The sequence below is a fragment of the Microlunatus capsulatus genome (assembly GCF_017876495.1).
Classification (GTDB): Bacteria; Actinomycetota; Actinomycetes; order Propionibacteriales; family Propionibacteriaceae; genus Microlunatus; species Microlunatus capsulatus.
Window position 1 is genome coordinate 811,871 of sequence record NZ_JAGIOB010000001.1, and the last position, 17,318, is coordinate 829,188.

Annotated in this window: 19 protein-coding genes and 1 other RNA gene; 8 read left to right on the forward strand and 12 right to left on the reverse strand. The window is 73.8% G+C overall.

All coding sequences use genetic code 11. The features are described from left to right. Positions 1-80: 80 nt before the first annotated feature. From JOF54_RS03710 to JOF54_RS03725, 4 genes are all read left to right on the forward strand, one after another. On the forward strand, positions 81-350 hold the full coding sequence (locus JOF54_RS03710) for a hypothetical protein (RefSeq protein ID WP_210053099.1): 270 nt from the start codon (positions 81-83) through the stop codon (positions 348-350). A gap of 224 nt (positions 351-574) precedes the next feature. Further along, positions 575-844 carry a hypothetical protein gene (locus JOF54_RS03715; protein WP_210053101.1) on the forward strand — a complete coding sequence of 90 codons (270 nt, stop codon included), beginning with the start codon at positions 575-577 and terminating at the stop codon, positions 842-844. 130 nt (positions 845-974) lie between these two features. After that, the gene (locus tag JOF54_RS03720; RefSeq protein WP_307803814.1) at positions 975-1,508 is read left to right on the forward strand and encodes an NUDIX domain-containing protein; all 534 of its coding nucleotides are present in this window, start codon (positions 975-977) and stop codon (positions 1,506-1,508) included. 45 nt (positions 1,509-1,553) lie between these two features. Continuing rightward, positions 1,554-2,357, forward strand: a complete 804-nt coding sequence (locus tag JOF54_RS03725; protein WP_210053103.1) for an MBL fold metallo-hydrolase — start codon at positions 1,554-1,556, stop codon at positions 2,355-2,357. A 24-nt stretch (positions 2,358-2,381) separates the two neighbouring features. Here JOF54_RS03725 and JOF54_RS03730 read toward each other — a convergent pair whose 3' ends face one another. Further along, a complete protein-coding gene (locus JOF54_RS03730) occupies positions 2,382-2,921 on the reverse strand; it encodes a P-loop nucleotide/nucleoside kinase family protein (RefSeq protein ID WP_210053105.1) in 540 nt (179 codons plus the stop codon). A gap of 62 nt (positions 2,922-2,983) precedes the next feature. After that, complete coding sequence (locus JOF54_RS03735) at positions 2,984-4,108, reverse strand: trypsin-like serine peptidase (RefSeq protein ID WP_210053107.1); 1,125 nt, start codon at positions 4,106-4,108, stop codon at positions 2,984-2,986. 157 nt (positions 4,109-4,265) lie between these two features. On the opposite strand from JOF54_RS03735, the gene JOF54_RS03740 reads away from it, so the two are divergent. After that, on the forward strand, positions 4,266-4,895 hold the full coding sequence (locus JOF54_RS03740; RefSeq protein WP_210053109.1) for a GNAT family N-acetyltransferase: 630 nt from the start codon (positions 4,266-4,268) through the stop codon (positions 4,893-4,895). Positions 4,896-4,935: 40 nt separating this feature from the next. Here JOF54_RS03740 and JOF54_RS03745 read toward each other — a convergent pair whose 3' ends face one another. The 3 genes from JOF54_RS03745 to JOF54_RS03755 all read right to left on the reverse strand — a co-directional run bounded on the left by JOF54_RS03745 (position 4,936) and on the right by JOF54_RS03755 (position 8,283). Continuing rightward, the gene (locus JOF54_RS03745; protein WP_210053111.1) at positions 4,936-6,681 is read right to left on the reverse strand and encodes an alpha/beta fold hydrolase; all 1,746 of its coding nucleotides are present in this window, start codon (positions 6,679-6,681) and stop codon (positions 4,936-4,938) included. A gap of 143 nt (positions 6,682-6,824) precedes the next feature. Then, positions 6,825-7,232: a VOC family protein gene (locus JOF54_RS03750; RefSeq protein WP_210053113.1), complete on the reverse strand. Its 408-nt coding sequence runs from the start codon at positions 7,230-7,232 to the stop codon at positions 6,825-6,827. A 19-nt stretch (positions 7,233-7,251) separates the two neighbouring features. Beyond that, positions 7,252-8,283: a zinc-dependent alcohol dehydrogenase family protein gene (locus tag JOF54_RS03755; protein WP_210053115.1), complete on the reverse strand. Its 1,032-nt coding sequence runs from the start codon at positions 8,281-8,283 to the stop codon at positions 7,252-7,254. A 145-nt stretch (positions 8,284-8,428) separates the two neighbouring features. Here JOF54_RS03755 and JOF54_RS03760 point away from each other — a divergent pair, with 145 nt between their 5' ends. Beyond that, a complete protein-coding gene (locus JOF54_RS03760) occupies positions 8,429-8,863 on the forward strand; it encodes a helix-turn-helix domain-containing protein (protein WP_307803816.1) in 435 nt (144 codons plus the stop codon). Positions 8,864-8,873: 10 nt separating this feature from the next. Continuing rightward, positions 8,874-9,296, forward strand: coding sequence for a VOC family protein (locus JOF54_RS03765; RefSeq protein ID WP_210053117.1), 423 nt, complete (start codon positions 8,874-8,876; stop codon positions 9,294-9,296). Between the two features lie 73 nt (positions 9,297-9,369). Here JOF54_RS03765 and ssrA read toward each other — a convergent pair. Together ssrA and JOF54_RS03775 are read right to left on the reverse strand one after the other, a co-directional pair. Beyond that, positions 9,370-9,737, reverse strand: a transfer-messenger RNA (tmRNA) gene (gene ssrA, locus JOF54_RS03770). A 179-nt stretch (positions 9,738-9,916) separates the two neighbouring features. Beyond that, positions 9,917-10,522 (reverse strand): DUF1707 and DUF4870 domain-containing protein, encoded by a 606-nt coding sequence (locus tag JOF54_RS03775; RefSeq protein ID WP_210053119.1) that lies wholly within the window; start codon positions 10,520-10,522, stop codon positions 9,917-9,919. 144 nt (positions 10,523-10,666) lie between these two features. Between JOF54_RS03775 and JOF54_RS03780 the strand changes: the two genes are divergently transcribed. Further along, the gene (locus JOF54_RS03780) at positions 10,667-11,041 is read left to right on the forward strand and encodes an FKBP-type peptidyl-prolyl cis-trans isomerase (protein ID WP_210053121.1); all 375 of its coding nucleotides are present in this window, start codon (positions 10,667-10,669) and stop codon (positions 11,039-11,041) included. A 30-nt stretch (positions 11,042-11,071) separates the two neighbouring features. On the opposite strand, the gene JOF54_RS03785 is transcribed toward JOF54_RS03780, so the two are convergent. The 5 genes from JOF54_RS03785 to ftsX all read right to left on the reverse strand — a co-directional run bounded on the left by JOF54_RS03785 (position 11,072) and on the right by ftsX (position 17,315). Then, a complete protein-coding gene (locus tag JOF54_RS03785; protein ID WP_210053123.1) occupies positions 11,072-12,952 on the reverse strand; it encodes a DUF2207 domain-containing protein in 1,881 nt (626 codons plus the stop codon). Beyond that, complete coding sequence (smpB, locus tag JOF54_RS03790; RefSeq protein WP_210053124.1) at positions 12,949-13,428, reverse strand: SsrA-binding protein SmpB; 480 nt, start codon at positions 13,426-13,428, stop codon at positions 12,949-12,951. Before smpB ends, JOF54_RS03785 begins: the two co-directional genes overlap by 4 nt. A 125-nt stretch (positions 13,429-13,553) precedes the next feature. Continuing rightward, positions 13,554-14,630: a Gfo/Idh/MocA family protein gene (locus JOF54_RS03795; protein WP_307803817.1), complete on the reverse strand. Its 1,077-nt coding sequence runs from the start codon at positions 14,628-14,630 to the stop codon at positions 13,554-13,556. Positions 14,631-14,658: 28 nt separating this feature from the next. Then, positions 14,659-16,170: a M23 family metallopeptidase gene (locus JOF54_RS03800; RefSeq protein WP_210053126.1), complete on the reverse strand. Its 1,512-nt coding sequence runs from the start codon at positions 16,168-16,170 to the stop codon at positions 14,659-14,661. A 230-nt stretch (positions 16,171-16,400) separates the two neighbouring features. Next, positions 16,401-17,315, reverse strand: coding sequence for a permease-like cell division protein FtsX (gene ftsX, locus JOF54_RS03805; RefSeq protein ID WP_091413317.1), 915 nt, complete (start codon positions 17,313-17,315; stop codon positions 16,401-16,403). Positions 17,316-17,318 lie beyond the last annotated feature (3 nt).

Sequence of the window (17,318 nt, forward strand, 5' to 3'; positions counted from 1 at the left end):
GACCACCGCTGCGCCGGGCGCCCGGCGCAGCGGGGAGTTCTGTCGGTGGCGGCCCGTAGGCTTCCCGCCGTGAGCCGACGATGAGCAAGGTCGACGCCCAGCGGGCGATGCGTGAAGCCAGGTACGCCCAGAACAACCCCGACGGACCGCGCCCGCGCGCGGCCTCCGCCGCGCCCTCCCCGGCGCCGGCGGCCCCGGCCAAGCCCGCGCGCAAGGCCGCGGCCGCCGCGAGCGCTGCGCCGGCCGCCGCCCCGACGGCCGCCGGCGCGCTCTGCGGGCACACCTCGATGAACGGGCGGAGCTGCACCCGCGAGGCCGGTCACGCCGAGAAGAGCCACCGCTACAGCTGAGGGCCCGCTCCCGGGTCCGCTGAGGCGCTCCCGCACCAGGGCTCCCTCCCGCACCTGCTGCTGTGTGTGCGGCAGGGAGCCCGTCGTGCGGGTGGACGCGCGTCCCGCGTCCCGGGCGCCGGCGTCCGGGACGCAGTGGTTGGGTCCGTGGTCGGAGACCGGGGGGTCGGGCGTCGGGCCCGGGACCGATGCGCCGACGGGCCCGCGGCGCCGAGGCTGAGGCCATGACGACCCAGACCTGCCCGTCCTGCGGCCACACCTTCCTCCCCGCCGACCCGACGCCCGAGCGCGCGCCCGACCCCTCCGTCGTGCGCTGGTTCCGCACCGACCCCGGGTGGTCGGGCAGCCTGAGCACCGACGAGGTGCACGGCAGCTACCTGCGCTCGACCGGCGACGCCCCGGTCTCCCGCGCCCGCTTCGTCGCCGACCTCGCCCACCTCGGCGTCGAGGAGGTCCTCGACGACGACACGCCGTCGCTGGTCCGCCCGGGCTGACGTCGCACGCCGAGCTCCCGCACGCACCCTGCACCGTGCGTGCGCGAGGGAGCCCGTCGTGCCCGACGGGCGCAGACCCCACGGCGACGGGCGGCTAGGGTGCCGACGTGCGCGCTGCCCGGGACCGCCGGTGACCGACCTGGCCGTCCGGTACCCCCTCCTGCACCGGCCGGACCGGTGGGCGTGGGCGTCGATCACCATGACCTTCAGCACCCGGCTCCCGCCCGACGCGCTCGTCGCGAGCACCCACGTCGTCGGCTTCGTCGGCGAGGAGGTGCTGCTGTGCCGCGACGACCGCGTCGACGTGTGGTTCCTGCCCGGCGGCACCCGTGAGCCCGGCGAGGCGGTGGACGCCTCGCTGGCCCGCGAGCTCGGGGAGGAGGCCGGCGCCCGGCTGCGCGGGCCGTTCCACCGGCTCGGCGCCCACGTCGGCGTCTCCGACGCCGCCGAGCCCTACCGGCCGCACCTCCCGCACCCGGCGAAGGCCTGGCTCTGGGGCTGGGCCGACGTCGAGGTCGTCGGGCCGCCCACCAACCCCGCCGACGGCGAGCAGGTCACCGAGGTGGCGACCTTCCCGCTCGACGAGGCGGTCCGGCGCGCCGCGACGGACTTCCCCTGGGGCGGCGAGCTGGTCCGGCTGGCCGCCGAGCAGCGGCGGGGCTGAGCCCGGCGCGCCCCCTGTCCGGCCGTCGACCGGTAGCGTCCGGCCATGCAGCAGGCGCGCGCTCCCCAGACCCAACCCTTCGGCCCCGAGGCCTTCGCCCCCACCGGCCAGACGGTGCTCCGCTGGCTGGGGATGGCCGGTTTCCTGATCAGCTCCCGCGGGACGACGCTGATGGTCGACCCGCTGCTCGGGGACTTCGACATGCCGCTGCTCGTCGATCTCCCGCTCGACGCGGCGTCGGTCCCGCACCTGGACGCGGTGCTCGTCACCCACAGCGACAACGACCACTACAGCGTGCCGACCTGCCGTGCCCTGGCCCCGGTGACCGACGTCTTCCACTCCACCCGCTACGTCGACACCCTGTTCCGCGGCGAGGGGTTCCCCTCCGTCGGCCACGCCATCGGCGACCGCTTCCGGGTGGGCGGGGTGGAGGTGGAGGTCACCCCGGCCGACCACGCCTGGCAGAACGAGTCCCCCGGCGCCGCGGACCGCGTCTTCCTCCCCGAGGACTGCTGCGGGTTCTGGCTGGAGACGCCGGACGGCAGCGTCTGGGCCCCCGGGGACTCCCGGCTCATCGCCGAGCACCACCTGACCCGGCCGGCGCCCGACGCCCTGCTGTTCGACTTCTCCGACAGCGAGTGGCACTTCGGGCTCGACGGCGCCGTCGCCATGGCCAACGCCTACCCCGGCACTCCGCTCCTGCTCCACCACTGGGGCTGCGTCGACGCCCCCGACTTCCCGCCCTTCAACGCTGACCCGGCCGACCTCCTCGACCGGGTCGTGAACCCGGGCCGGATCGTCGTCCTCGCCCCCGGCGAGCCCTGGACGCTGCACCGCCTGCCGGCCTGACCTCCCCGGTCAGCCGCGGCCGGCTCAGCCCGGCTCGTCGCCAGGAGCGGACCCGGCCGCGGGCGTCCGGAGCGGGAGACCGCAGTGCCGCAGGACCGTGTCCACGACCTGCTCGACCGGTGCGGTCGAGTCGACGGCGACGCCCGGCGGGACGTCCTCCCCGGTCTGGTGCCAGCGCTCGATCCGCGCCCGCTCCGTCGGCTGCCCGCCTCCCCACTCCTCGTCCGGTCGCGCGTCGAGGCGGCGGTGCAGGGTGCCCAGGTCGACGTGCAGGACGAAGACGACGTCGAAGAGGTCGAGGAAGCGAGCGGCGTTCCGCGAGCCGCCGCAGAAGAAGGTGGCGGGCACGGTCCGGTCGGCGGCCAGGGCCCGGACCGCCGCTACGTCCCACAGGTGGTTCTCGTGCCCGCCCACCGCCAGCGGCTCCCCGGTCTCCGGGTCACCGACGTAGGCCAGCGTGCGGTCGCCGTGGACGACGGCGAAGCCGCGGCGCTCCAGCTCCTCGGCCACCGTCGTCTTGCCCGTGCCCGAGAGCCCCTCGACGAGGTAGTTCCTCCGACCCACGGCCGGACCCTACGAGCCCACCGGCCGGTCGGCGACCCCTTTTCCGGGCGGTGCTCGTCCTCTCAGGGGTGGTCGGTCCGCGCGCGGATGACCAGGTCGACCATCCGCGAGCCCCCCGAGGCCCCGTTGCTGTCGACGTTCTGCCAGCTCTGGTCGGCGACGACGCGCGGCCAGGGCTCGTCGGCCCACCACCCGAACACCGGCCCGCCGGACTGGCCGGGGATGACGTCGGCCCGGTGGCGCAGCACCTGGTGCGTGGCGGCCTGGTCGTCGTCGCCGTCGAGGGCGAAGCCGCCCTGGAAGGTCGGCCGGCTGCCGCCGCTGACGTCCTGCGGGTAGCCGACGTGGCTCCAGTAGGTGCCGCCGTCCCAGGCGTCGTCGTAGGTGCGCGAGCCCATCCAGCCGGTGAGCTCGCCGAGGGGGCGGTCCAGCACGACGACCACGTAGTCGTTGCGCTCCTCGGTGCCCTCGATGGTCGGCCCCTCGACCTGCTCCTCCCAGTAGATGTGGGTGCCCCAGGCCGTGCCGAACGGGGTGCTGCCGTCGAAGGAGGACGGCATGAAGCGGATCCAACCGGCGACGAAGGGGTCGGGCCGGGCGATCCAGCCGATGGCGTGGCTGCAGGTCAGCAGGTGCCGCGGCCCCACCATGGCGCCGGAGGCCCAGCCGCCGGCGGAGGTCTCCACCCGGCCGGTGGTGCACCACGGGAAGGCCGTGTCGGCGAAGGAGGCCCGCTCGTCGGGCGCGAACACCGTGGTGGCCCACTTGGTGTCGTCGACCGGGGCCAGCGCGTCGACCTTGACCCGCGTGCGGAGCGGCCGCGGGAGGTCCTCGGGCCGCAGCCGGCGGGCGAGGTGGTCGGGCAGGAACCCGCTCAGCGCCTCGCCGTGGTCGTCCTCCTGCAGCAGCCGGCGTCGCGCCGGGAGCTCGCGACCCTCCACGCCCTGCCCGAACGCGTGCACGCCGATCGCCGTCCGGGGCGTGTCCAGGTCCACCCGGAACACCCGGGTGTCGTCGGCGGCCACGAACGTCGGGCTTATCTCGGCCACGCCGGTGCGCTCCGAGGCGGGCTCGCGGCCCGCCAGGAACAGGGTGGTGGTGATGACGGCGTCCGGGACGGGGGCCAGGGCCTCCCGGACCCCGACCACCTGCTCCAGCGCCTCGAAGGGGACGGGTTGCTCGGCCATGCTCGCTCCTCAGGTCCTGACGCCGGTCGGCGTCACCCCGGAGGAGGTGGCTCGCCGGGTGCGCGATACGCGCGAACCACGCCGCGGCCGGCGGCGTCGGAGTGGCCGTCGGCGTCCCGGACGTCGATCGTCCGGGTTGGTCGCTACGGTCGGGCCCATGGCCGACGAGCGCACGTCCTACACCGTCCGACCCCTCGACGCGTCGACGTGGGAGCCCTTCGCCGAGCTGGTCGAGCGCAACGGCGGCGTCTTCGGCGGCTGCTGGTGCATGGGCCACCACGCGACCGAGGACGGCACCTCCTACCAGGGGATTCGCGGCCTGGACAAGCGGGCGGCGAAGGAGGACCTGGTGCGCACGGGACGCGCGCACGCCGCCCTCGTGCTCGACGACGCCGGCGTCGCCCAGGGCTGGGCGAAGTTCGGCCGCACCGAGGAGCTGCCGATCCTGCACCAGCACCGCCGGGCCTACGAGAAGGACGAGCCGCGCCGGCCCGACTGGCGGGTCGCGTGCTTCTACACCGACACCCGGCACCGTCGCGAGGGGATCGCCCGGGCGGCGCTCGGCGGGGCGCTGGACCTCATCGCCGCCGAGGGCGGCGGGACGGTCGAGGCCATCCCCGAGGTGACCGACGGCCGGGTGGCCGCCGGCCGGTTCCTCTTCGTGGCCTCCGTCGAGCTGTTCGAGGACCACGGGTTCGAGCGGGTCCGCCAGCTGGGCAAGTGGGCCTGGCTCGTCCGCCGCACGGTGCCCGCGGGGGCGTCGGCCGCCGCCCTCGAGCGCGGCTGACCGGGCGGTACGGTCGCCCCGCACCGCGCGGTCGCCGACGTCAGCGCCGGCTCAGCAGCGCGCTCGACTGCTCCTGCAGCGCCACCTGCCGGGCGCTGTTGGTGCGCAGGGCCGCCGCGCTGGACGCGAACGGCTGCACGTCGCCGACGCAGACGGTGCCCGCCTTCGGCAGCGTCCCCTTGAGCAGGTAGGCGTCGACGGCGCCGGTGGCGCAGCGCGAGGTGCCGTAGGCGGTGTGGCCGAAGGAGCGGCTGCGCAGCAGCCGGGCGCCGGGCATCCGCTTGGCCGCGCTGACCGCCCCGGCGTAGTTGGTGGCCGGGTCGTAGTCGTTGCCGACGAACAGCAGCGGGGCCGCGGTGCGCGCGGTGAACGGACCGGTGTAGGCGTCCTCGTCGTTGCCGGTGAAGGCGTCAGCGGCGCAGGTCGAGGAGCCCCACAGCCAGGCCCGGCCGAAGTAGGGCGCGCGCCGGTCGGCCTTGGTGGCCCAGCCCGCGTACTGGCTCCCCTTCGTGGTCTCGCGGGAGTCGGTGCAGGTGACGGCGGTGAACGCGTCGAGGCTGTTGTCGTACCCCCAGCGCGGCCGGTCGGCCTCGGCGTCGCGCAGGGCGCCGACCAGGGCGGCCGAGGTCCGGGCTCGCTCGGCTCCGCTGGTGCGGGACCTCGCGGTGGTCGAGCGGACCGGGGTGGTCAGCGCGTCGACGTAGCTCAGCAGGTCGGTCACGGACTCGTAGCCGGCCGGGTCGTAGAGCTCGCCGAGCAGCGCGCTGACGAGGTAGGCGTAGGTCACGGTGACCTCGTCGCCGTCCTGGTCCTCGACGACGAGCGGGCGCGCCTTGAGCCGGGCGGCGATCGTGGCCGTCTTCGCGACGGGGTCGCCGGCCGCGAAGCTGCAGCGGCTCGTCCCGGCCTTGTCGCAGCGGACGAGGACCTCGCGCAGCGCCTTCCAGGCCCCGCCCGAGGAGTTGAGCCGCCACTCGAGCGGCTGGGCGGCGTTGGCCTTGCTGCCGGCCCAGGCGACGGGGTCGATGACGCCGTCGACGGCGACCGCCCGCACCTTGCTCGGGAACATGTTGGCGTAGACCTGGCCCAGGTAGGTGCCGTAGGAGAAGCCGAGGTAGCTGAGCTTCTTGTCCCCGACCGCACGCCGCATCAGCTCCATGTCGCGGGCCACCTGCGCCGTGGACATGGACCGCGCCATGGTGTCGCCGCTGCAGGCCTTGCCCAGCTTCTTGTCCGCCGCGACCCAGGCCTTCTCCTGCTTGGCCCCGAGGGGGAAGCCCGTGGTGTAGCCGGCGGTGGCCGCGTTCTGCGCCCGGGTCGAGGAGAAGCAGGACACGGGCGTGCCGTAGCCGATGCCGCGCGGGTCGACGCCGACGACGTCGAACCGGTCCCGCACCTTCGCCGAGAGCACGTCCGGCGAGGCGAGCGCGAGGTCGACCGATGACCCGCCCGGCCCGCCGGGGTTGACGAAGAGGGTGCCGATGCGGTTCTTGCGGTCCCGCGCCTTCACGCGCAGCAGGGCCAGCTCGACCTTCGCGCCCTTCGGCTTGTCGTAGTCCAGCGGCACCTTGACGGTCGCGCACTCGGCACCGGTCACGCACCTCGACCAGGACAGCTTCGGCGTCGGCACGGCGGCCATCCTGCGCGCCTCGGCCGTCACCGAGGACGTCTTCGTCACCGCCGCCTGCGCCGGCTCCGGCGTCGTGACGCCGCTGGGGACCAGGCCCCACGCCAGCGCCAGCGCCACCCCGGCTGCCGCCACCCGGCGACCTACGACCACACCCATCGCACTACCCCTCGACCACGACGCCCGGGAGGGGCGTCTGCGACGGCCCAACCTAGGGGTTGCACGCCCTCTCCCCCGCCTCGAGCGCGCCACGGTTGCGTAACGGCTGCCCGAGGCGACCGGGACCTTCGTCCCGGGCGGGCTCAGGCCTGCGGCTCGTAGCCGACGAGCCAGCGCAGGCCGTGCCGGTCCTGCACCTGGCCGTCGGAGGCACCCCAGGGCTTGGCCGCCAGCGGGTCGAGCACCTCCCCGCCGTCGGCGGCGAGGCGGTCGAACCAGGCGTGCAGGACCGCCGGCTCGGCGGCGCCGAGCAGGGAGAGCAGCAGCCCCTCGACGCGGACGGCCGGCTCGCCCGCCGGGGCGTCGGAGCCGCCGAGGCTGACGGGCCCGTCCAGCACCCCGTGCGCGATGGCGTCGGGCGGGCCGTCGGAGCGCCCGAAGTCGGCGTAGGTGTGCAGGCTCAGGGTGCCGCCGAAGATGTCGGCGTAGAGCTCGAGGGCGGCCCGGGCGGTGCCGGGAAAGCTGACGTAGACCTGCGGGACGGCGCTCATGACGCCCACCCTGCCGTGGTCAGGGGACGAGCGCCACCTTCCCGGAGCGGGCGGCGTCGGCCACCTGGTAGGCGGCCCCGGCCTCGGCGATCGGGAAGACGTCGGACACGACGACCTCGGGGTGCAGGCCCCAGTGCGGCAGCCGCTCGACCAGCTCGCGCATGTGCTCGAGGCTGGTGACCCAGGAGCCGATGAGGGTGATCGAGGGGTGGATCAGCGTCGGGCTGACCTCGGGCACGCGCAGCCCGTTGCCCTCCCCGACCAGGACGACGCGGCCCCGGGCGCGGACCACCGCGATGGCGGTCCCCCGGCCGGGCTCGCTGCCGGAGCAGTCGACGGCGACGTGGGCCCCGCCGCCCAGGGTCGCCCGCGCCTCGTCCAGCTGGTCGGGGGCGTAGGCGGCGTCGACGGCGCCGAGCTGGACGGCCAGCGCCCGCCGCTCGGGGCTGGGGTCGAAGCCGACCCGCGGCGTCGCGCCGAGCTTGCCGCCGAGCAGTCCCGCCGCCAGCCCGACGGGCCCGAGCCCGACGACGGCCAGCGCGTCCCGGCCGCTGACGCCGGCGCGCAGCAGGCCCTCGTAGGCGGTGCCGAAGCCGCACGCGACGCAGGCGCCGTCGAGGTAGGTGACGAAGTCGGGCAGCACGATGCAGTCGCGCTCCTGCGCCAGGATCAGGTCCCCGTGCCCGCCGTCGCGCTGCCAGCCGTAGGCGGCCCGGAGCGGTGAGGAGCAGCTGATCTGGTAGCCGCGGACGCAGTCGTCGCACTGGCCGCAGCCGCTGATGTGGTAGACGCAGACCCGGTCGCCCACCTGCAGCCGGGTGGTGCCGGGGCCGACCGCGACGACCTGGCCCGCGGGCTCGTGACCGGCGACGACGCCCTGGTACATCTCGGCCGGGTCGCCCTGCAGGTGCTCGCGGTAGATGGCGCGGATGTCGGACCCGCAGATGGTGGAGGCCTTCATCGCGAGCAGGACCTGGCCCGGGCCGGGCTCGGGGTCGGGCAGCTCGCGGATCTCGGTGGTCGAGTTGCCGGGCAGGAAGACACCACGCATGTCGGGGACTCAGCTCCTGTGCTCGTCGGATGAGGAGACCGACCCTGCCACCGCGCGACCACGACCGCGCGGCCGGGGCTCGCGGACGGCGCTCCGGGAACCGGGACGACCCGCGACGAGCCGTCCCACCGGCGACGATGGTCCGGTGAGCCGATCGACCGAGGACTCCCACCGGCGGATGCTGCGTGCCCGCGACGCCGTGGACCGCCGCTACGCGGAGCCGCTCGACGTCCCCGCTCTCGCCCGGCTGGCCCACGTCTCGCCGGCGCACTTCATCCGGACCTTCCGGGCGACCTTCGGGGAGACGCCGAACCGGTACCTGCAGCGCCGGCGCATCGAGCGGGCGATGTTCCTGCTCCGCACCAGCGACGCGACGGTGACCGACGTCTGCATGAGGGTCGGCTTCTCCAGCCTCGGGACGTTCAGCCGGGTCTTCTCCGCCGTCGTCGGCGAGGCGCCCAGCGTCTACCGGCGCCGCGGCCCGCTCGCCCCGGTGCCCGGCTGCTTCGCCATGGCCTGGCTACGACCGGGCGTGGAGACCGCAGGATCGGAGAAGCCCGGAGAGCCCACCGCCCCCTAGCGTTCCCCGCATGCTGACCTCCATCTCCATCTCCCAGATCTTCGTCCCCGACCAGGACGCCGCGCTCGCCTTCTACGTCGACCAGCTCGGCTTCGCGGTGCAGGCCGACGTGCAGTTCGGTCCGATGCGCTTCCTGACCGTCGCCCTGCCGACCGACCCGGGCCACGCGGTGCTGCTCGAGAAGCCCGGACCTCCCGGCCACAGCGAGGAGACCGCCGCCCAGGTGCGCGAGCTCGTCGCCAAGGGCGCGGCGGGCGGCCACCTCTTCCTCACCACCGACGACGCCCACCGGACCCACGCCGAGCTCGCCGCGCGCGGCGTGGAGCTCCCTGAGGCGCCGACGGTGCAGCCCTACGGCATCGACTTCGGCTTCCGCGACCCCTTCGGCAACCACCTCCGCGTCGCCCAGACGACGCCGCCGCCCTCGGCCTGAGACGCCGGCCGACCCCGCGAGAAGACGCACAAAAGCCTCCCCGGCCAGGCCGGGGAGGCTGATGTCTTCAAAGGGGTGGAGGTGGCGGGAATCGAACCCGCGTCCTCGGACGACGAACCAGGACTTCTCCGGGCGCAGCTGGCTAGGCGTTCTCTCGGCTCCTGCACTCGCACCAGCACGTTGCAGACAAGCCCAGTCTCAGTTGATGTCCCCGCTAAGTCCTCAGACGACTCTTAGCAGGTGAGCCTCCTTGATGAGGCCAGGATCCGGGACGGAGGCACGCCCGGTCTGACCGTTCGATCACTGCTCAGGCAGCGAGAGCGAACTGAGTGCGCTTAGAATTGGCACTTATTGGTTTCCAGGGAACATTAACGAGTTGACCCTGGATTCTCGGCCCGCTTCTCCTGGGACTACCGACCCAAGTCGAAACCGATCACCCCCTGTGAAGTTGTCCCGCCGACCGGTCCACGTGCTCGACCTGCCTGCGGAGCAGCCTGGGCTGCTCGCCCAGTCTACGTCAGGTACAACGCAGGAGCACCCCGGTTGTTCCCACGTCGGGCCGGTCCCCGGGCACGACACCGCCCCGGCGCCTGCCAGGCGCCGGGGCGGGAGACGGGGAGCTACTTCTCCGAGAGGACCTGGAGCTTGAGCACCTGCTTCACCGGGTTCTTCCAGACCTCGCCCTGGGCGGCCTTCGCGCCGCCGACGATGGTCAGCACCACCCAGGCCACGGCCACCAGCATCGCGAGGAGGCCGAAGATGCCGGCGTCGGTGATGGCGCTCAGCGTGCCAGCGGCGACGAAGGCCAGGAACATCGTCAGCGTGAAGTTGAACGACTTGGCCGCCTCCCGCCGGGCGAGGCTGCCGGGCGTCGAGACCGCGTAGACCAGACCAGGCCCGAGGATGCCGACGGGCAGCGCCGAGAAGTGGGCGGCCGCCGCGACACCGCGGCCGGCCTTGTCCCGGGTCTCGGGCCGCACCATCGGCTGGTAGGCCGGGTGCACGCCGAGGGCCTGCGACGGGGTGGGCACGTGCACGAGCCCGTAGAACGCCTCGTTGAGCTCCTTGCGAGTGTCCGCGGAGAGGATCTGCCCCATCCGGGTGTCGAACTCCAGCTCGGAGACGCGGCCGTCGGCGTAGGCGTCCTTCAACCAGGACTCGGCGCGGTCGCGCTGCTCCGGCGTCACGTTCATCTTCAGGCTGGGGTGCTCGTACATGGCGGTCATGACTCAAGGGTGCCCCGCCCGCCCAGGACGGGCCATCCGGCACTCCCCCGGCCCGACCCCGAACGCCCCGGGGTGCGGCGCCGTCGGCGGGCCGCCTCGGGGTGCGCGGCGGGCGCGACCACCGCGGCCTCTAGGTTGGACGTCATGACTGCTGAGAAGCCTGAGATCGACTTCCCCGACGGCCCCGTCCCCGAGGACCTGGTCGTCACCGACATCACCGTGGGCAGCGGCGCCGAGGCCGGGGCCGGCGACCAGGTGCTCGTGCACTACGTCGGCGTCGCCCACAGCACCGGGGAGGAGTTCGACGCCTCCTACAACCGCGGCGCCCCGCTCGACTTCCCGCTGGGGGCCGGCCGCGTCATCGCCGGCTGGGACCAGGGTGTCCAGGGCATGAGAGTCGGCGGCCGCCGCCAGCTCGTGATCCCGCCGCACCTGGGGTACGGCGACCGCGGCGCCGGCGGCGTCATCAAGCCCGGCGAGACGCTGATCTTCGTCGTCGACCTGGTCGACGTCCGCTAGGAGCGCACCACCGGCCGGGGCGGCAGCACCTCACCAGCTGCTGCTGCCCCCGCCACCCCCGCCGCCGCCGGAGAAGCCCCCGCCGCCGAACGAGCTGCCCCCGCCGAAGCCGGTCCCGCTGCTGCCGGACGTCGACGGCGCCGGGGTCGCCGCGGCCGTGAGGTTCGAGGTGAGGAACGCGGTGTTGAAGTACGCACCCGAGTAGCTGCCGGTGTACCAGGACGGCGTCGTCTCGGGGATCCGGCCCATGGCCACCAGCTGGCCGCAGAGCTCGGCCCAGCGGTCGGCGAGCTCGAAGACGATCGCCCAGGGCAGGTAGCGGGAGAAGATGTCCTCCCCCTCCTCGAAGCGCAGCTGCTCCGCCTCGGCCGTGGCCAGGTAGGTGCGGAAGCCCTCGACCTGGTCGCAGACCGCCCGCCCGTCCGCCGTCCGCTGGCCGCGCCGCAGCTTGCTGCGGACCACGAGGTAGGTGACCACCACCGGGAGCAGCGGCAGCAGGACCCAGAGCGCCCACGCCCCGGCGTGGAAGGCGAGGAACACCACGAGGGCGACGACGCCGAAGCTGATGCCGCCGGTCGCCGTCCCCGAGGGCACCTTGCGGAACCACCCGCGCGCGGTCACCTGGTTGATGACCGACGTCGTCATGGCCCGGTGGGCGCTGAGCATGCTGCCCCGCGTGGACAGGTCCTCGGTGGCTCCCGGCGGCCGGCCGCCGAAGACGTTCGTCAGCAGCACCATCTCGTGCGGGGCGGTCGCGCGGTCGGGGTCGAGCAGGGTCACGCGGAAGTCGTCGTCGCTGGTGCTGTGCACCTGCAGGGCACCGCGGACGGCGAGGTCGACGATGGTGGCGGCGGTCTCCCGGGCGTCCACCTGCCCGTCGATGAGCAGGCCGGCCTCGGCGACGGGGATCTTCGGCGGCGCGAAGGCCACCGGGATGGGGATGTCGGGGTCGTTCGGCACCACCCGGGCCGTCTGCCCCGCGTAGGGCGTGGTTCCGGGCGCGAGGCCCTCGTAGCGCTGGTCGCGGCCGTTCCGCCGCCACCACAGCACGCCCACCAGCGGCGAGCCGACCAGCAGGCCCACACCGGCGACGCCGGCCCCGACGGCCGCGGCGCGCTGGCCCCCGGTGAGCTTCGAGCCGTCGGGCTCCAGGTGCGGCTTGTTGTCGGCCACCAGCCCGGGCGCGATCTTCACGCCGAAGGAGAGCCCGCTGCCCTGCGCGACGTCGGTCGCGGCGAACCGGGCGCCGTCGGCGGTCCGCTCCGCCGTCGGGCACGGCGTCGTGCTCTGCGGGCCGGGCGGCCCGACGAAGCAGCTGACGTCCTGGGCGCCGCCCGGGACGGACGCGGTGATCGCGAGGTCCGCGATCCGCGGGTTGCCGAAGCCGGGCGCGTCCCAGAACAGCTCGTCGTAGCCGGAGAAGCTGCGCACCGCCCCGGTCACCTGGTAGCGGAGCACGTAGGTCGCCGTGGCCCGGCTGATCGTCCCGTCGGGGTCGCCGATCCGGACGTTGAGCAGCTCGGTGCGCCCGCCGTTGGCCTGGGTCGTGCGGGAGGTGAACTGGGTGGAGACCGGGTCGGGGCTGCTGACCCGGATGTCCGACACGTCGTAGACGGCGTCCTGGGTGTCGTCGTAGCGCTCGCGCTCGACGAGGTCGCGCTGGATGCCGTGCCGGCCGGAGTCGCTGCCGAAGCGCCAGACGATCGTCTCCTCCACCTGCAGGACCCCGCTCGGCTGGAGCGCGTAGGCGATGCGGAAGGAGTCGATCTGGTCCTCGGTGGCGGCCTGGGCCGACGGCGCGACGGCGACGGCGCCGACCAGGGCCAGCGCCAGGGCGGCCAGCACCGGCAGCAGCCGGCGCAGGGGGCCGGGGAGGACGGGGACGCGAGGACGTGCGGCCCCGGCGCTCAACCCCGCTCCCCCCGGTTGCGGGCGGCCAGGGCGCGCTCGGCCTCGCGCTTGCCCTCCCGCTCGGCCAGGGTCTGGCGCTTGTCGTACTCGCGCTTGCCGGTGGCCAGCGCGATCTCGACCTTGGCGTAGCCGTCGGAGAAGTAGATGGACAGCGGGATGAGCGTCGTACCGGCGTCGGCGAGGTCGCGCTCCAGCCGGGTGATCTCACGCCGGTTGAGCAGCAGCTTGCGGGTCCGCCGCGCGGTGTGGTTGGTCCAGGTGCCGTGGCTGTACTCGGGGATGTGCGCGTTCCGCAGCCACACCTCGCCGTCGTCGACGGTGGCGAACGCGTCGGCCAGGCTCGCCCGGCCCTCGCGCAGCGACTTCACCTCGGTGCCGCCGAGGACGACCCCGGCCTCGTAGGTGTCCAGGATGTTGTAGTCGTGGCGCGCCTTGCGGTTCTGCGCGACGGGCTTGAGGCCCTTCTCCTTCGGCATGTCCCCATCCTCTCCTCACCGGCGGTCCAGCCCGTGGTCGAGGCCTTCGCCGCCCTGCTCCCGCGGCACCGGCACTCTACCCGCGGCCCGCCAGGATCGCGCCCGGCTTTCCCCGTCCCCGCGCCTCAGCCGGCGTCGAGCACGACCTCGAGGCCCGCGGCCGCCGAGGCGTAGACCGCCTCCACCATCCGGGTGACCGCGACGCCGTCCGCGACCGGGGCCAGCGGGACCTCCAGGCCGAGGCACGAGCGGACGAAGTGGCCGATCTCGCCGCCGAAGCCCTCGTCGAGGTCGAAGCTGAGGTGGTCGATCTGCGGCGTGACGTTGAGCATGGTGCCGTGCCGCTCGGTGGCGATCCGCAGCTCGGGCTCCACCTCGGCGCCCCCGCGGTCGCCGTGCACCGAGACGCTCAGCCGGTCCTCGGGGGCGTGCAGCGAGTAGCTCGCCTCCAGCAGCAGCGAGGCACCACCGGCAAACCGGATGACGGCGTTCGCCAGGTCCTCGACCGAGCTGTGCCGGCCGGTGTCGGTGGCCCGGTACCGGCGCGGTCCGAGGCCGGGTCGCTCGCCCAGCCGGGCGTAGGTGTTGCCGCTGACGGTCACCGGCCGGGGCCGGCCCATCAGGTACCAGGCCAGGTCCAGGACGTGGCTGCCGATGTCGATCAGCGGCCCGCCGCCGGAGCGCTCCCGGTCGCCGTACCAGCCGCCCGGGTGGCCCGCGCGCCGGAGGTTGGTGGCCCGGCCGTAGTAGACCTCCCCCAGCTCGCCCGCGTCGACGAAGCGCTTGAGGGCGACGACGTTGCCCGAGAACCGCCGGACGAACCCGACCTGGGCGACCCGTCCGCTCGCCGCGGCGGCGCGCTCCACGGCCAGCGCGTCGGCCAGCGTCGTCGCGAGCGGCTTCTCGACCAGCACGTGCCGGCCGGCCTCGAGGACGGCCACCGCGAGCTCGGCGTGCGAGGCGTTGGCCGTGCAGAGGCTGACCGCCTGCACCCGGTCGTCGGCCAGCAGGGCCGCCACGTCGGTGTGCACCTGCTCCACCCCGTAGCGGGCCGCCAGCGCGGACGCCCGCTCCGGGTGCCGGTCGCACACCGCGACCACCCGCGCCCCCGGCTGCCGCCGGTAGGCGTCCAGGTGAGCCGTCGCGATGCTGCCGGCGCCGACCACGGCCACGCCCAGCGACATCTCCCCTGGTCGCGTCACACTCTCACCCTCTCGTCGACGTGCAGGGTCAGAACCAGGTCATCGGGTTCGTCAGCCCGCCGTCGAGCCAGACCATCAGGTGCAGGTGGCAGCCGGTCGAGTAGCCGGTGGTGCCGACGTAGCCGATCACCTGGCCCTTGCTCACGTGCTGGCCCACCGAGACGGTGTAGCGGATGGCGTGGTTGTAGCCGGTGGTCACGTAGCGGCCGTCGACCATGCCGTGGTCGATCATCAGCCGGTTGCCGTAGCCGCCGTTGTAGTAGCGCTCGGCGACCCGGCCGGAGTAGGGCGCCCGGATGGCGGTGCCGCACCCGGCGCCGAAGTCGGTGCCATCGTGCAGCTTCCAGACGTGCAGCACGGGGTGGAAGCGGTTGCCGTAGGGCGACGTGATGGGCGCCGACACCGGGTAGCTGAAGCCGTGCGAGGCACTGGAGCCGCCCGAGGACGAGCTGCCGCCGGACGAGCTGCCGCCCGAGCTGGAGCCGCCCGAGGAGCTGCCACCCGCGCTGGAGCCGCCGGAGGACGAGCCGCCCGAGGACGAGCCCTTCGAGGACGAGCCCCTCGAGGAGGCCTTGTCCTGCTGGGCCTTGCGGGACTCCTCCTTCGCCCGCCGGGCCTCGGCCGCGGCGCGGTCGGCGGCCTTGCGGGCCGCGGCCTGCCGGGCCCGCTGCTCGGCCGCCTTCTGGGCGGCGGCCTCGGCCTTGGCCTTCGCGATCCGGGTGGCGATCCGCTTCTCGACGGTCGCGCGCTCCTGGGTGAGCTGGGCGTACTGCGCCCGGTCCGCGGCCACGTCGTCGGCCGCCGAGGCCCGGACGGCCGCCTGCTGCTGGACGAGGGAGGCGACGTTCGCCTCCTGCGCCGCCGCCTGGGCCTGCAGCCGCTTCTTCGCCTCGAGGTTGGCCGCCGCCTCGCGGCGGTCGGCGGCGATCTGGGCCTCCAGCTCGGCCTGCCGGGCCTTCTCGGCCTCCAGCTCCACCTGCAGCGCCTTGAGCTCCTCGATGGCGTTGCCGGTCGTGTCGAACATGGTGGTCGACCACTGCAGACGGGTCTGCAGGTCCGACGTCGAGGTGTTCTCGAGCAGCAGCGCGATGGGCATGAGGTTCGTCTGCTGCTGGTACTGGTCGCGGACGATGGCGCCGGCCAGGCGCTTCTTCGCGTCGAGGGCCTTCTGGCCGGCGACGACGGCCGCCTTGGCCTTGGCCAGCTCGGCCTTGGCCTTGGTCAGCTTCGCCGCCATGGCGACGTCCCGGTCGTGGGCCGCGGCGAGCTCGTCCTGGGTGCGGGCCAGCTCGGCCCGCGCGGTGTCCAGCTGGCCCTGCGCCGCCGAGAGCGCCGCCCCTGCGGCGGCCAGCGCGCGGCTGGACTCGCTGAGGTCGCTCTTGCTGCGGGACAGCGCCTGGGTCACCGCGTCGCGGCGGTCGGTCAGGCTGTCGGCCGCGGCGGAGGGGACGAGGAGCGCCACCGTCAGCGCGGAGCTGACCGAGACCGCGAGCGCCGTCACCGCCAGGTGGGTCCGCAGCCGACGGGCCAGCCGGGCCACCGCCGAGCCGGTGGGCGTGCTCCTGCGGAGACGTCCGAAGACGGTCCTCAGCCGTGCGGGGCGACCACCCTGAGGCGCACCGCTGCCGCCCGGAACGTCCTTGCGGACGTGGGGAAGATCCGGAACCACAGCCACTCCCAATCCCAGTCGATGTCTCCACCACCAGGACTCGAAGGACGATTCCGTCCTCGACCCCGACCCTCAAGTTGAGACTGAGGGTGACCTCAGGCTCAGACTCTCAAGTACTTCCTCGTGGTGACCAGCGTGGGGACTATAGACAGGACGAGACCGACGGCGGCAACCCCCGCCATGGCCCATCCCGCCTGGGACCAGCCAATCCAAGGTAAAGCCTGCAGTGAGACTTCAGCTTTACGCATGATGACGAAGTAAACGCCTGAGGCGAGTGTTGCGCAGGCCAATCCGGCTCCGATGACCGCGGAGATCAGCGCTTCCAGGAGGAAGGGCAACGTGATATAGAGGTTGCTCGCCCCCACCAGGCGCATGATCCCGATCTCCCGCCGGCGCGCGAAGGTGGCCAGCCGGATCGTGTTCCCGATCTGCAGGGCGGCCGCGAACAGCAGCAGCGCCGAGGCCCCGAGGGTGCCCCACTGCAGCAGGTTCAGCCAGCTGAAGAACGGGTCGAGGTACTGCCGCAGGTCCTGCACCTTTTGCACCCCCTTGAGCCCGATGACCGAGCTGACGACGCCCTGGTACTGCTCGGGGTCCTTGAGCTTGACCCGGAACGACTCCTGCATCTGGTCGACGGTCAGGGAGTCCCGGATCGGGGAGCCGGCGTAGGCCTTGGTGAACTCCTCGTAGGCGTCCTCCTTGCTCTCGAAGAACACCCCCTCCGGCGCCACCTCGGGGTTGGCCACCAGCGTCTGGCGGATGAGGTCCTTCTGCGCGTCGGTCGCTCCCTGGCCCGGGTCGCAGTTGTCGCCCTGGACGTCAGGGGTGCACAGGAAGATCGAGATCTCGATCTTGTCGTACCAGTCCCCCTTCATCAGGTCGACCTGCTGGTTGGCCAGCAGCCCGGCGCCGAAGAGGGAGAGGGACACCCACATCGTCATGATGACCGCGAGGGTCATCGTGAGGTTCTGGCGGAGACCGGCGGCGGTCTCGGAGAAGATATGGCGGAAACGCATCTG